12 protein-coding genes are annotated in these 13,633 nt (G+C 31.9%); 5 read left to right on the top strand and 7 right to left on the bottom strand.

Features of this window, described 5'->3' with window-relative positions:
* Nucleotides 1-19 precede the first annotated feature (19 nt).
* Nucleotides 20-1,186, bottom strand: a complete 1,167-nt coding sequence (locus BMZ09_RS06240) for a mechanosensitive ion channel (RefSeq protein ID WP_090838598.1) — start codon at nucleotides 1,184-1,186, stop codon at nucleotides 20-22.
* Nucleotides 1,187-1,487: 301 nt separating this feature from the next.
* On the opposite strand from BMZ09_RS06240, the gene rocD reads away from it, so the two are divergent.
* The gene (gene rocD, locus BMZ09_RS06235) at nucleotides 1,488-2,768 is read left to right on the top strand and encodes an ornithine--oxo-acid transaminase (protein ID WP_090838596.1); all 1,281 of its coding nucleotides are present in this window, start codon (nucleotides 1,488-1,490) and stop codon (nucleotides 2,766-2,768) included.
* Nucleotides 2,769-2,841: 73 nt separating this feature from the next.
* Here rocD and BMZ09_RS06230 read toward each other — a convergent pair whose 3' ends face one another.
* Entirely contained in the window at nucleotides 2,842-4,671 is a 1,830-nt protein-coding gene (locus tag BMZ09_RS06230) for a T9SS sorting signal type C domain-containing protein (RefSeq protein ID WP_090838594.1), read from the bottom strand.
* A 218-nt stretch (nucleotides 4,672-4,889) separates the two neighbouring features.
* On the opposite strand from BMZ09_RS06230, the gene BMZ09_RS06225 reads away from it, so the two are divergent.
* Nucleotides 4,890-5,105, top strand: a complete 216-nt coding sequence (locus tag BMZ09_RS06225) for a hypothetical protein (RefSeq protein ID WP_090838592.1) — start codon at nucleotides 4,890-4,892, stop codon at nucleotides 5,103-5,105.
* Nucleotides 5,102-5,665, top strand: coding sequence for a Smr/MutS family protein (locus BMZ09_RS06220; protein WP_090838590.1), 564 nt, complete (start codon nucleotides 5,102-5,104; stop codon nucleotides 5,663-5,665). The genes BMZ09_RS06225 and BMZ09_RS06220 overlap by 4 nt, the downstream gene beginning before the upstream one ends.
* Nucleotides 5,666-5,667: 2 nt before the next feature.
* On the opposite strand, the gene BMZ09_RS06215 is transcribed toward BMZ09_RS06220, so the two are convergent.
* A complete protein-coding gene (locus BMZ09_RS06215; RefSeq protein ID WP_090838588.1) occupies nucleotides 5,668-6,609 on the bottom strand; it encodes a hypothetical protein in 942 nt (313 codons plus the stop codon).
* A gap of 111 nt (nucleotides 6,610-6,720) precedes the next feature.
* Between BMZ09_RS06215 and BMZ09_RS06210 the strand changes: the two genes are divergently transcribed.
* Nucleotides 6,721-7,860, top strand: a complete 1,140-nt coding sequence (locus BMZ09_RS06210) for a cysteine desulfurase family protein (protein ID WP_090838586.1) — start codon at nucleotides 6,721-6,723, stop codon at nucleotides 7,858-7,860.
* Between the two features lie 39 nt (nucleotides 7,861-7,899).
* Nucleotides 7,900-8,691: an alpha/beta fold hydrolase gene (locus tag BMZ09_RS06205; RefSeq protein WP_090838584.1), complete on the top strand. Its 792-nt coding sequence runs from the start codon at nucleotides 7,900-7,902 to the stop codon at nucleotides 8,689-8,691.
* Here the strand turns inward: BMZ09_RS06205 and BMZ09_RS16045 are convergent.
* The 4 genes from BMZ09_RS16045 to BMZ09_RS06190 all read right to left on the bottom strand — a co-directional run bounded on the left by BMZ09_RS16045 (nucleotide 8,688) and on the right by BMZ09_RS06190 (nucleotide 13,576).
* Nucleotides 8,688-8,858 carry a Lacal_2735 family protein gene (locus tag BMZ09_RS16045; protein ID WP_143067789.1) on the bottom strand — a complete coding sequence of 57 codons (171 nt, stop codon included), beginning with the start codon at nucleotides 8,856-8,858 and terminating at the stop codon, nucleotides 8,688-8,690. The genes BMZ09_RS06205 and BMZ09_RS16045 overlap by 4 nt on opposite strands.
* Nucleotides 8,859-8,922: 64 nt before the next feature.
* Nucleotides 8,923-9,309, bottom strand: coding sequence for a DUF2306 domain-containing protein (locus BMZ09_RS06200; RefSeq protein WP_090838582.1), 387 nt, complete (start codon nucleotides 9,307-9,309; stop codon nucleotides 8,923-8,925).
* Nucleotides 9,310-9,410: 101 nt separating this feature from the next.
* Nucleotides 9,411-11,876 carry a TonB-dependent receptor gene (locus tag BMZ09_RS06195; RefSeq protein WP_090838580.1) on the bottom strand — a complete coding sequence of 822 codons (2,466 nt, stop codon included), beginning with the start codon at nucleotides 11,874-11,876 and terminating at the stop codon, nucleotides 9,411-9,413.
* An 11-nt stretch (nucleotides 11,877-11,887) separates the two neighbouring features.
* On the bottom strand, nucleotides 11,888-13,576 hold the full coding sequence (locus BMZ09_RS06190; RefSeq protein ID WP_090838578.1) for a M23 family metallopeptidase: 1,689 nt from the start codon (nucleotides 13,574-13,576) through the stop codon (nucleotides 11,888-11,890).
* Between the last annotated feature and the right edge of the window lie 57 nt (nucleotides 13,577-13,633).

The raw sequence follows: 13,633 nt of genomic DNA, 5'->3' as shown, positions 1-13,633 counted from the left end.
AATTTAAAGGAAATTTAAATTATTTTTTATTAAATCTGTCTAAAATGTTAGACATTTGTTTTCCTGCAGCTTCACGACCACCAAGTCCAAAAGATAATACCACTGTAAGTGCTACTGTACCTAATGTAATTCCGAATGCTAAGTTTACAATTTCATCAGCAATTCCCATAGAGCGTAATCCGATAGCTAGAAAAATAGCGATAATTGCTATTTTAATAATAGAAGTTACAAAAACGTTGTTACCCTTTGCTATTGTAGAAGTTAATAAATTAGCTAACCACATACCAAGTGTAATAATTACAATTCCGAAAAGGATTCTTCCACCGTAAGAAATTACTGTGTCAACAATAGATGTTAATTGAGAGAATTCTAATTTTTCTAGAGCTGTAACTAATCCAAAAAGGATAATAAAAACATAAACTATTTTAGAAATAGCAGTTGCTACATTGGTGTTACCAAATAAGCTTTTCATATTCATTTTTTCTAAAGTACTGTCTAAGTTCATGCTTTTTAAAAGGTCTTTTAATAAAGAAGAAATAAATTTTGCAGCGACAACAAATACTATTAAAATAATTGCAGCTAATAATATTTTAGGAATAGCAGCAAAGAACGTACTTAACATTTGTGTTGCTGGCTCTGAAATAGTTTCTATATTTAAAATGTTTAATGCAGAAATTAATAATGGTATAAATATTAAAATGAATACTACTTGTTTTAAAATTTTAACAAGATTAATATTTTCTGGTAATTTTAATTTTGGTGTAAATTTTTGAATAGTATCTCCAGATAATTCTACTAATTCTGAAACTACATTAGCAAGCATGTAACCTATGTAAGCTACTAATCCTGCTCCTATAATATTAGGAATAAAACCTAAAAATTTATTAAGCATTATTTTTAATGGCTCAAGAACGTTAGTCATTCCTAATTTTTCTAATGCTAGCATAAACACAATTATCATTAATAAAAAGTAGATAAGCTTACCAATTAGTTTTGACAATATTACTTTATCGCTTTTAAGTTTTGCATCTATACCACTTTTTGCTACTAATTTTGTAATTATTTTTTTTACAAATTTAGCGACAAAGATTCCTATTATTAATATAAGTAAAGCACCCAAAGCATTAGTCAAATTATCTCCAAGTGAGTTTGAAATACTTCTTTCAATGTTTTTTAAAAATTCCATTTTGTGTTATTATTTTGTTGATTAGTTAATGATTTAAGCTAAAATAGAATTTATAAGACAGTTGTAATTATTAATAGAACTACTAAATGTCACATCGGATAAAGTGCGCTTTTGTCTGTTAAAAGGAATTTAGAATTGGTATATATTACTATAATAAAGCTGATTTTTATTTCTTTGAAGGTTTTATTTATTAATTTGCGTGTTCTTAGGGATGATTTCTCTCCCACGCTGAATTTTCGAGCTTTCGAAAGGATAAAGGTACAGAAGGAATGGCTACTTTATAACTTTAAATATTGAAAAAATGGCTGTTTTAAACCAATTAACATCGCAAGAAGCGATGGACTTAGAAAACAAATACGGAGCACACAACTATCATCCATTACCTGTTGTATTAAGCAAAGGTGAAGGGGTATATGTTTGGGACGTAGAAGGAAAAAAATATTATGATTTTTTATCTGCATATTCCGCAGTTAATCAAGGACATTGTCACCCGAAAATAGTAGGAGCAATGGTTAAACAAGCGCAAACATTGACATTAACGTCTCGTGCTTTTTATAATGATATGTTAGGTAAATTTGAAAAATATGCTACCGAAACATTTAATTACGATAAGTTATTACCAATGAATACTGGTGCTGAAGCGGTAGAGACTGCTTTAAAGCTATGTAGAAAATGGGCTTATGAAGTAAAAGGTATTGATGAGAATGAAGCTGAGATTGTTGTTTGCGAAAACAATTTTCATGGTCGTACAACTACTATTATATCTTTTTCTAACGATCCAGTAGCACGTAAAAACTTTGGACCTTATACAAAAGGATTTATTAAAATTGAATATGATAATCTTCAAGCATTAGAAGATGTGCTAAATAGTAACAAAAACGTTGCAGGTTTCTTAGTGGAGCCTATCCAAGGAGAAGCGGGTGTATACGTGCCAAGTGAAGGGTATTTAGCAAAAGCTAAAGCATTATGTGCAAAACATAACGTTTTATTTATTGCAGATGAAGTACAAACAGGTATTGCAAGAACAGGACGTTTATTAGCAACTTGTGGTAATTGTACTTGTTCTGACAAACATTGCTCTGGTACTCCAGAAGTAAAAGCTGATATTTTAATATTAGGAAAAGCACTGTCAGGAGGAGCTTACCCAGTAAGTGCTGTGTTAGCAAACGATAACATAATGAATGTTATTAAGCCAGGTAACCACGGTAGTACATTTGGAGGTAACCCAGTTGCAGCAGCAATTGGAACTGCAGCTTTAGAAGTAATTAAAGATGAAAAATTAGCACAAAACGCTTTTGATTTAGGAGAATTATTTAGATCTGAATTAGCTAAATTTATCGAAACTTCAAATATTGTTAACTCGGTAAGAGGTAAAGGATTGTTAAATGCCATTTTAATAAACGATACAGAAGATAGCGAGACTGCCTGGAACATTTGTATTGCATTACGTGATAATGGTTTATTAGCAAAGCCAACGCACGGTAATATTATCCGTTTTGCGCCGCCTTTAGTAATGACTAAAGAACAATTGTTAGATTGTGTTGGTATTATTACAAAAACATTAAAACAATTTGAAAAGTAATTTTTAAATTGTTATAAACTAAAAAAGACTGTCAATTTTGACAGTCTTTTTTTTGTTTAAACAGTAATTAATTTTATTTTTTGTTAGCGACAATTACTTTTTTAGTAGTTGTATTGCTATTAGATAATGTGGTTTTTACTAAATACACACCATCACTTAGGTTTTTAGTAGAATAGCTTAATCTTGTAGTTGTATTGTTAACTAATTTATTAAAAACTAGCTTACCAGTTATATCAAATAACTCAATACTATTAATTTTTAAATTTTTAGGGTTTAGTACTACTAATTCTGCATTGGCATTGTTTTGTAGTACATTAAAATTATTATCTACAAACTCATCACTTGATAATGTATTTGCTTCTTCAAAAGTAATTTCAAATCTATTAGAATAAAGACCAATAGGTAAAATAACATCAAAGTCTTGCTGTCTTAAGTCTACGTATAAATCGTTGTCTTTATCGTGTAAAAATATTGGCTGTCCATTGTCAAAATTTTGAACATCCGTTAATCTAAATTTTAGCGTTTGTGGCGCATCTATATTTAAAATGATTGGAATTATTAATTCAATTTCAAATTTATCGGCCTTAGTAACATAAGCATCATTGCCTTGTTTCCAGTTAGCATCAGCACTTAAAAGACTATTCACTTTACTTTCTAAGCCATAATCCATTCCAGGTGTTGCTGAGTCGTGAAAATTATGTAATAATTGTCTTGTGTATGCAACTCCAAAATCTACGTTTAATCTAAAGCGTTTGAAAGCTTCAGGAATAATTTGATATCCATTGTCGTTGTATACCATTTGGTATTCTGAGGCATCATTACTAGTACTTCTTTGCGAAGTTGTTCTGTAAAATTCACTATTCACTCCAGTTTTCTTATAAAATACACGGTGTTTATCTGATATTAAAAGTGTACCTGTGGCTGCACCTTTGACCATGTATCCTTGACCAACAGGGATATAACGTCTGGCTCTTTTTCCTGTGGTGGATGTCGATCCGGCTGTATTTAAAGTACCATCGCCATTATAAGCATTAAAAGCAGGAGGGACGTAAGATCCAAGTGTACCTGAAGCATCAATAGTATAAGCACCATAACCTGCTCTGTAGTCTACTAAAACATGAGAGCTTACAGATTGGTCTTGTTCCCAATAATATAACGAGCCAGTATCTAATAGAGGCACATTGTTGGCATCATGTATAAAAGCTTTTGCATCTAAAGCGGAAGGAAAAGGATTTCCTATTAAAGTTTCTTGACCTAAGGTAACTTCAGCACCAATTTCACCTTCGTTCGGCTTTCCTCTAAAATCATATAATTGCCCAGAAGCAGGAGTAGATCCAGTGGTCCCTTTCATCGTAAAACCATAACCTGCGTCTACGGTTCCTGATTGACCAACAAATATCCAATCACTATAAGATGTACCAGGGTTATACTTCCATAACCAATAACTTTCAATATTTAAAGGTGCACTTGTACCATTGTATCCAGAAGTAGCATAACCAGCTAAATTACTGTTGGTTAAATCTACAACATCAAAAATGTTTTGATTAGGTATAAACGCAGAATTACCTGTCGTATTAGTTGATACATTACCTACAGGAGAGGCCCAATAGTTATAAGCATAATTATGTACAGTACCTTGTTGATAAACACTTAGTTTACCTAAACCAGAATTACCTGTTGATTTAATACCTTGTATTATTTGTGCTTCGTTTCTTAAATAAATAGTACTGTTTGCTTCTTGTAGGTTAATGTTGTCCGTTACAAATAATGGAGCGACATCCGCTACAGTGTCGTCAAATCCAGTACCGTCAACAAAAATGTAAGCATCGTTTCTAACTGTCAGTTGCGCAAAGCTCATATATATAGGACATAAGAGTAGTGCGAATATTAGGTTTTTTTTCATGATTCTTTGGGGGATGAATATTCTATACAAAAATATTGAATTTATCAATATGATTGGTTTAATTCAGTATAATAATTTCATTTTTAGTCTTTTGACTATCCTTTATGTAAGGTATTGCGGATTAATGATTTGTTAATTGGTGTTTTTTTACTAAGCTAATCGACACAAGTATTATAAAAATATATAGATTTGTTTAAATAATTAAATATATCGCAATCGTGCAAAAAAAGACTACGCTTTACTATATCTGTATTTTACTAGGTGCAGTTGTTGCCATTTATGCCAATGCTAATGAGAAACAAAACATATTACTCTTAGTTGGTGGTGTTGCTGTATTAATGTTTGGTATTTTTAATTTGCAGTCAGGAATACCGAGTAAAAAAGAAAAGGAGACGTTTGTTGAATCAGAACTAATTGAAGACGAAGAAGAATGAATTTAAAGATTGGAGATGTAGTAGATGTTTTGGATGATGCTTTGTCTGGAACAATAATAGCTATAGTGTCAAATACTGTAACTATTGAAACAGATGAAGGTTTTGAGCTTGAATTTAAGCCTTCTGAATTAGTTAAAACTAAATCAGCTACACTAAGAAATAATGTTTTTAATTCGGCATCACTACAACAAGTATTGTCTGAAAAAACAGAGAAAAAACGCCATTCTACAACCAAAGTTAAGGCTAAGGAACGTTATGAGCCAACTATGGAAGTGGATTTGCATTTACATAAGTTAGTTGACCACGAAAGAGGTATGACTAATTATGACAAATTAACCATTCAATTAGATACCGCTAGACATAAGTTAGAATTTGCTATTAAAAAGCGTCTTCAAAAAATTGTGTTTATACACGGTGTCGGAGAAGGTGTTTTAAAAATGGAATTAGAAACCCTATTTAGTAGGTATGACAATGTTAAATACTACGAAGCCGACTATAAAAAATACGGTTTAGGAGCTACGGAGGTTTATATTATGCAAAATGCTAGCACTACTAATTAATCCTAAATAAAAGGTGGTGTAATTGTTCTAGTTTTAGACGTTAAACCATCATCTAAGGTACCAAAATTAGTTTCGTCATAAATAATTTCAGGAAAAGAAATATTTTCAAATTTAAGAGTAACTGTAAATTCCTGAGAAATACTATGACTTCTAAATGATGTTGGTTGATGATTATTCATGAATATTGGGTTTAAATAATCAGGACCAAAAGTACTGTCAGAAACATCATTGGTTGGGTTATTATCAAAAGTTGTAACTTCTTCATTTCTGGTTGGTATACCATCGCCATCATCATCGTTATCTAAATAATTTGCAATACCATCTCCGTCAGTGTCCAAAGCATTATTTAGGCCATCAGTTTCTGTGTAAGCAACACTTTCACTTGCTGTTAAAACATTATCACCATCATCGTCTGCATCTAAATAATCTGGCAAACCGTCACCATCTGTATCTAAAGGATTTGTTGTGTGGTCGTTATCACCATCTAAATTATCATCTTCTAATTCGGCAGGTATTCCGTCGTTATCATCTTCAATTAAACTTACAGTAAAATATGCAGTTCCACTTGTAGTTGTATACTCTTCAACTATTTGAATACCGTTTGGAGGGACATCATTACAGAAAAAATCAGTAGGATCACTAGTGTAACTTCTAAACTTAAATAAACCAGCAACACTAGCTACGGTAACATCTGTTGTTACCAAATCTACTAGTAACGTGTTATCAGCGTTAGCTTCAGTTTCAAGCAAAGAAGCAACAGTAAAACTAGGACTATCTAATTGTAATGAAAGCGTTTCGTTAGGTTCCGTTTTTACTTTAAAGAAAACTAAATCACCACAAGCCTCAAAAGTATCATCAAAGTCTAGTTCTGTGGTAATAATGTCGCCATCATCACAAGAAAATAGACTTAATAAAAAGATAAATAAAACTGAAATTTTTCGCATTGCTAATAAGTTTAAAAGACAAAAATAAGAGAATTGTCAAACTTATAACGTTGGTTAAGCTAATTAATTTTATTTAAACTATTTTTGTGCTTCTTAATAGCAATAAACGCAATGAAACCAGTATATTTTGATAGTGCTGCCACTACGCAGATAAGACCAGAAGTTATAGCTAAAATGACTAAAGTTATGCAAGAGTGTTATGGTAATGCATCCTCGACGCATAGTTTTGGACGTTCTGCTAAAGCATGGATTGAACAAGCTAGAAAAACAGTAGCTAAGCTTTTAAATGTATCTGCGTCAGAAATTGTATTTACATCAGGTGGTACGGAAGCTGATAACTTAGCATTATTAAGTGCGGTTAGAGATTTAGGTGTAAAAAATATTATTACTTCAAGAATAGAGCACCATGCAGTTTTGCATACCGTACAACAATTACAACGTGAGTACGATATTACCATCAACTATGTAGATTTAGATGTAGATGGTCATGTAGATTATAAGCATTTGGAGCAATTATTACAAGCATCAGAAAAAACCTTAGTTAGTTTAATGCATGTTAATAACGAGGTTGGTAATATATTAGACATCAAGCGTGTTGCTGATATGTGTAAGTCTAACCAAGCATTATTCCATAGTGATACTGTACAGTCTGTAGGACATTATAAATTGGATTTACAAGAAATCCCGATAGATTTTATGGCAGTAAGTGGTCACAAATTTCATGGACCAAAAGGAGTTGGGTTTGCATTTGTTAGAAAAAATTCAGGTTTAAAACCTTTAATTTTTGGAGGAGAACAAGAACGTGGACACCGCGCAGGGACAGAAGCAGTGCATAATATTGTTGGATTGGAAGAGGCTTTAAAATTGTCTTACCAAAATCTAGAAGAAGAAAAAGCATATATCACAACGCTTAAAACATATTTTATAAAGCAACTAGAAACTAATTTTCCTGGTGTAGGATTTAATGGTAGTAGTGCCGATTTTGAAAAAAGCACATATACTGTTTTAAATACTTGCCTACCAATTGCGCCAGAAAAAGCATTGATATTACTTTTTCAATTAGATTTAAAAGGAATTGCATGTTCTAAAGGAAGTGCTTGCCAAAGTGGAAGCTCTAAAGGAAGTCATGTATTATCTCAAATTTTAAGTGATGATGATATGCAAAAACCGTCTTTACGTTTTTCTTTTAGTAAGTATAATACAACAGAAGAAATAGATTATGTTATTGAGGTGTTAAAAGAATATATTTAAGTCTTTTTATATCGTATTTTTGTAACTCATAAAAAATATTTGCTAAACTACTCTACATATTTAAATGCTAATTCTAATCAATGGGTGACTTTTGTCCATGGAGCAGGAGGGAGCAGTTCCATATGGTACAAGCAAATTAGAGATTTTAAAGCAGAATTTAATGTGCTTATTTTGGACCTTCGTGGTCACGGAAATAGCAAGCCTAGATTAAAAGACACCTTTAATTCTAAATATACTTTTGATTCTATTACTAATGATATTCTTGAGGTTATCAATCATTTAAAGATTGAAATGTCACATTTTGTTGGTATTTCTTTAGGAACCATTTTAATAAGAAATTTAGCCGAAAAACATCCCAAACGCGTACAAAGTATGATAATGGGAGGTGCTATAATGAAACTTAATGTTAGGTCTCAAATCTTGATTAAGTTAGGTGTTATTTTTAAAAGTGTAGTGCCTTATATGCTATTGTATCGTTTTTTTGCATTTATTATAATGCCGAAAAAAAATCATAAAAAGTCAAGATCTTTGTTTGTTAACGAAGCTAAAAAACTATATCAAAAAGAGTTTATCAGATGGTTTAAGTTAACCTCTGAGATCAACCCTTTACTTCGGTTTTTTAGAGCAAAGGATATTCAAATCCCAACACTTTACGTCATGGGAGCAGAGGATCATTTGTTTTTACCATCCATAAAGGATATAGTAAAATCGCATTCATCTTCAATATTATATGTAGTTGAAAAATGTGGACATGTGGTTAATGTGGAACAACCGTTATTGTTTAACAAAACAAGTTTAGACTTTCTTAGAAGCAAAGCAATAGTAGTTTAATTTTTTTGAAGCGCTTCTATTTGCTCTAATACAACTTGTGCTTCTGCTTGTTTTTTATCACTCTCACTTCTATTAGTAGTTGATAATTTAAACGACTCTTCTAATAATTTTTTGTATTTATCTTGAAGTTTATCTAACTCACTTTTCTTCTTAAATAATCCAAACATAGCTTTTATTACAAAGATAGGTGCTAAGATACTTTAGATTGTCAAGGATCTGTTAATCTTTATATTAGGTAAAAAATAAGGTATGCATATAACGCCCAGGAACAAAAGTAAAAGCACCAGCTATTAGCATTGCGCCAACGTATAAGCCAATCATTTTTATTTTATGACGCCTTACATCTCCCTTTTTTATCGCGGTGTATGCAGTTGGTACAGTGTAAATAGTTAGGAAACTAAATAAGTGTATCCAACCAAAATGGTTGAATAATTGAGGGCCAATAAAAGAGGGCATAAATAAAGTAATGAATGCTGTTAATAGCATTAAAATCATATAAATCCGACCAATTATTTTATGAGTTACTGTTCCTTTTTTTAGTATAAAACTAAGTGTTCCTAAAACAAAAGCAGGAAGTATAGTGGCTAAATGAAGGTACATTAAAATAGTATAAGACATAATTTTGGGTTGTTAGATACCCAAACTTATACTTATTTTAAGGCTTCTGTAATTTTGTTTTACTCAAGTGTTGTTTTTTTAGGATGGAGTGTTTTTATCTTCTAAAAACGCATTGTAGTTCTGACATTAAAAACACGTGGCGTTAAATAATTAGGTATTGCATACTGACGTTTACTGTACACATCTCTAACCCAAGTATTGGTTATTGAGTTTTGGACATCAAACACGTTAAAGATTTCAAATCCAAAAGACAATTCTTTAAACGCTTTTTTCCAACCACTGTCAAATTGTTTGTCTGCGTCTACTACAACAAATTGAAATCCTATATCAGCACGTTTATAGTCAGGAAGTCTATTTTGAAACACGTAAGGATCGGCGTAACTTGGTGATCCTCCTGGAAGTCCTGTATTATAAACTAAGTTTAAATACATTTTCATACTAGGGATATTTGGTACGTAATCCTGAAACAATGCAGCAAATTTTAAGCGTTGATCTGTTGGTCTTGCTATAAAACCTTGATCATTAATATTTTCTTCTGTTTTTAAATATCCAAAACTAAACCAGCTTTCTGTACCAGGTACAAATTCGCCATTTAAACGTAAATCTAAACCGTAAGCATACGCTTCTGCATTATTAGTAGCACGATATCTAATACGTACGTTTTCTAAAGTATATGGATTAACATCTGTTAGTTTTTTATAATAGGCTTCACTAGTTAGTTTAAAGGGTCTGTCCCACATTTTAAAACTATAATCGTTACCTAATACTAAGTGTATGGATTTTTGAGCTTTTACATCTGCTTGGACAATACCTTCTTGATTACGTAATTCTCTGTAAAAAGGAGGTTGGTAATATAAACCACCACTAAATCTAAATAGCATGTCTTTATCCCAGTTTGGTTTTATAGCAAATTGTGCACGGGGACTAAAAACATTTTGAGATACACTTTGGTTTGTAGCCTCATCATTAACAGTCCAACTATGGCTTCTAACGCCGGCATTATACCATACATCATGTGCTCCAATGGTGCTACGCTTGCTCCATTGTACATATGCTTGCAATCTATCTATTGTAGTGTTGTTTCGTGCTCTAACGTCCTGATAAGCTTCTAGAGGACCTTCGTAAGGCTCATAAGGTTGATTATTAAAAGCGTCTGATCTTGGAGGATTTATTGAGAACCCGGCAGAATCAATTACTTCCCATTCTACCAATCTATCTCTAATATCCTCATTGGTATATTTTATTGAAAATTTAAATTCGTTTTCATTTTTAGTATACGTTCCTTTTGCTTCCACTGTCGTGATTAAAGCATCTAAATCGTTACGCCCGTGATTTAGTTGACTTCCGATACCTTCAGCAAATTCGACTTCACCTAAATTTTCATCTCCAATATTACTATTAACTTCCCCTAAAGCATACTGTGCTAAAATGTCAAAGTATTCTTCTTCTGTAGTGTGATAAGTAGACGTGACTAATGCTAGCGATAAATCGTCATTAACATCATAATTAGCACTTAAAGCACCAAAAAGGGTTTGGTATTTATCTTTTTCTTGACCTTGATATTGCACAATTAACGCTTGTGGGTTATCTAAGGTTCCAAAATTTGTTTGCCTAGTTAATGGCGTATAATCATATTTATTAAGTGCAGCATTTCCTAAAAAGAAGACTTCTAATTTATCTGTAAATTGATACGTTAAATAACTTTGCACATCTGCAAAGGTTGGTTTAAAATTAGTTTCCGTTTCTTTAGCGTTAACCAATAAGCTATTGTCCCTGTAGCGTAGTCCGACGATACCTGTAAATTTAGAATCTTTACTAGTAGTTTCTATAGCTACACTAGCGCCTAATAAGCTAGCGTCTACAGCTACGCTATTGTCTACAGGTTTACGATAAGTAATATCTAAAACAGAAGATAATTTGTCTCCATATTTGGCTTGAAATCCTCCAGCAGAGAAATCTACATTTTGAACCAAATCCGAATTAACAAAACTTAATCCTTCCTGCTGTCCAGAACGTATTAAAAAAGGACGATACACTTCAATGCCATTAACATATACTAGGTTTTCGTCAAAATTACCACCTCTTACAGAATACTGTGTACTTAACTCGTTATTACTACTAACACCAGGTAGCGTTTTTAATAAATTTTCAATACCAGCTTGTGCACCTGGGATTTTTGTTAATGTAGCGGGATCAATATTAACAATACCTTCCACATCTTTTCTTTTACGACCATTTATGACAACGGTCGAAATTTGTTCTACGTTTTCTTTTAAGACGGGATTAAACTCTAATTTTTCACCATTTTTTAAGTTGAAAGTAGCCGTTATGTTTTTATGTGATACATGAGAAAAAATAACTTTTACATCTGTGTTAGCCGGAATTTTAATTTCGAAAAAACCATTTTGATTGGTTTGTCCGCCAAACGCTCCACTCTTAATATTTACGGCTTCTACTGGTTGGTTCAATTCGTTTAAAATCACACCTTTTATTGTTCCGGTTTGTGCAAAACAGAACAGAGGGAATAAAAAGGCTAATAGTTTTATGGTGTAGTTAGGTTTGTCCAAGGGTAGTTGTTTTATTTTCTAAAAAAGCTTGCTTCAAATGTAGTGCTATTTCCTACATTATCTGTAACAATAACTTTTAAATTGTTCTTAGTACCAGTAACGACTTTATCGTTAAAATCGTATGTTAAGGTCTTCTTTTTGTAGTCATATTCCATTAAAATCCACTCATCATTAATGGACGCTCTGTAATTAGAAATACCGGTTTCTTTATCATCAATTTTGATTTTCAAAAAACGGTATTTACTTAACCATTGTCCATCTTTAAAACTTACAGGTGTTATTGTGGGATTTACAGTGTCTCTTGCTAAGCAATACGTCCCCAAGTTTTTGGTCCTCGTTAGTAATGTATTATCTTCTCTGATAGTAGAGGAGTAGCTTAAATAATTTTTGTAACCCACTAATCTAGCAATGTACATTTGTTTTAAATCTTCAGCACTATAATTGCTAACATCATAAGATATAGTAAAATACTTTTTAGCCGCAAGATTGTTTTCGTGAAGCTTTAATGTGTCACCACTAACTTTATAATCCATAAAAAAGTCTTCGTAAAAGGTCTGTTTCGGGATTTCTACTTTTATATTTTGATCTTCTAATAAATTTACTTCTTCTGATTTAATATAATAAGGCGAAGTAAAACGATCCACAATATCTGTAGGTTGTGTGTTTTCTCCTTTGATATTAATATTTATACTAGTTTCATTACCATCAAAATCTGTAATTTTTACTTTATAAACATTAGAAACGGTATCGTAGATAATTAAATATCCATCGTCAATTATATTATCATACATGCTTAGAGGATTGTTGGTGTCTTTAAATAACTTTTGAAGACGTTCCTTTTTATCCTTATAATGTTTGTAGTCAATTAATCTATTAAGATGTTTTGTTTCGTTAAACGAAAACTTTTTAAAATCGATTGTAAAATTTTGCATGCCATTATAAAACGTTTCAATTTTATAAACACCATTTTTATTAGCAGCTAAATCGTGTCTATCAATACTATTAATAGCAAAACCAATTTTACCGTAACCTGTCAAGTCTTCGGTTTTATAATCCCCGTTTTTTAAAGGGATAAGTCTAATTTTTTGCTTTTGGTTAGAACCATTTACATGAGATAAGTCGTTAATTGGATACGCATAAACACTACTAACTGTCGGTTTTTTGGAGTCCTTAATTTTTAAACCAAAAAGCAATGGATTGATTGGACGTTCTTGGTTATCTCTAATCTCAAAATGAAGGTGAGGACCACCAGAACCACCAGTATTCCCAGAATAAGCAATAACGTCACCTTTTGTAACTACCAAATCGTTTAAATCGGGAAATAACTCGATTTCATAACTTTCTTCTGCATATTGACGTTGTTTAACATACGCTTCAATTTTATCAGAAAAGCGTTGTAAATGCCCATGTACTGTAACGTAACCATTAGGATGCGTCACATAAATAGCTTTACCATATCCGTAATGTGATACTTTAATTCGGCTAACATAACCGCTAGCAGTTGCATAAATGTTTAAACCTTCTCTTTGTTTAGTTTTAATGTCCAAACCAGAGTGGAAGTGGTTGCTTCTTAACTCAGCAAAAGTACCGGATAACACCAGTTCTATATCCAAAGGAGATCTAAAATAGTCTTGAGGGTAAATGCTTTGTGCTTGGCCAAAAGTTGAAATAAAAATGAGTAATAAAAGTGTATATCGCATAAAATATTGATTACGGCTAAAGTATAAATAAGGTTTTAAATACCAAAGTAAAATCAA

This window comes from Olleya namhaensis (assembly GCF_900114005.1).
Taxonomy (GTDB): Bacteria; Bacteroidota; Bacteroidia; order Flavobacteriales; family Flavobacteriaceae; genus Olleya; species Olleya namhaensis.
This window is presented reverse-complemented; position numbering and strand designations above follow the sequence as displayed.

Bases quoted from the DNA above. Each gene is read 5' to 3' on its own strand.
- BMZ09_RS06240 (WP_090838598.1), bottom strand. From the start codon at position 1,186: ATGGAATTTTTAAAAAACATTGAAAGAAGTATTTCAAACTCACTTGGA.
- BMZ09_RS06200 (WP_090838582.1), bottom strand. From the start codon at position 9,309: ATGTCTTATACTATTTTAATGTACCTTCATTTAGCCACTATACTTCCT.
- BMZ09_RS16045 (WP_143067789.1), bottom strand. From the start codon at position 8,858: ATGTTTGGATTATTTAAGAAGAAAAGTGAGTTAGATAAACTTCAAGAT.
- BMZ09_RS06230 (WP_090838594.1), bottom strand. From the start codon at position 4,671: ATGAAAAAAAACCTAATATTCGCACTACTCTTATGTCCTATATATATG.
- rocD (WP_090838596.1), top strand. From the start codon at position 1,488: ATGGCTGTTTTAAACCAATTAACATCGCAAGAAGCGATGGACTTAGAA.
- BMZ09_RS06220 (WP_090838590.1), top strand. From the start codon at position 5,102: ATGAATTTAAAGATTGGAGATGTAGTAGATGTTTTGGATGATGCTTTG.
- BMZ09_RS06215 (WP_090838588.1), bottom strand. From the start codon at position 6,609: ATGCGAAAAATTTCAGTTTTATTTATCTTTTTATTAAGTCTATTTTCT.
- BMZ09_RS06190 (WP_090838578.1), bottom strand. From the start codon at position 13,576: ATGCGATATACACTTTTATTACTCATTTTTATTTCAACTTTTGGCCAA.
- BMZ09_RS06210 (WP_090838586.1), top strand. From the start codon at position 6,721: ATGAAACCAGTATATTTTGATAGTGCTGCCACTACGCAGATAAGACCA.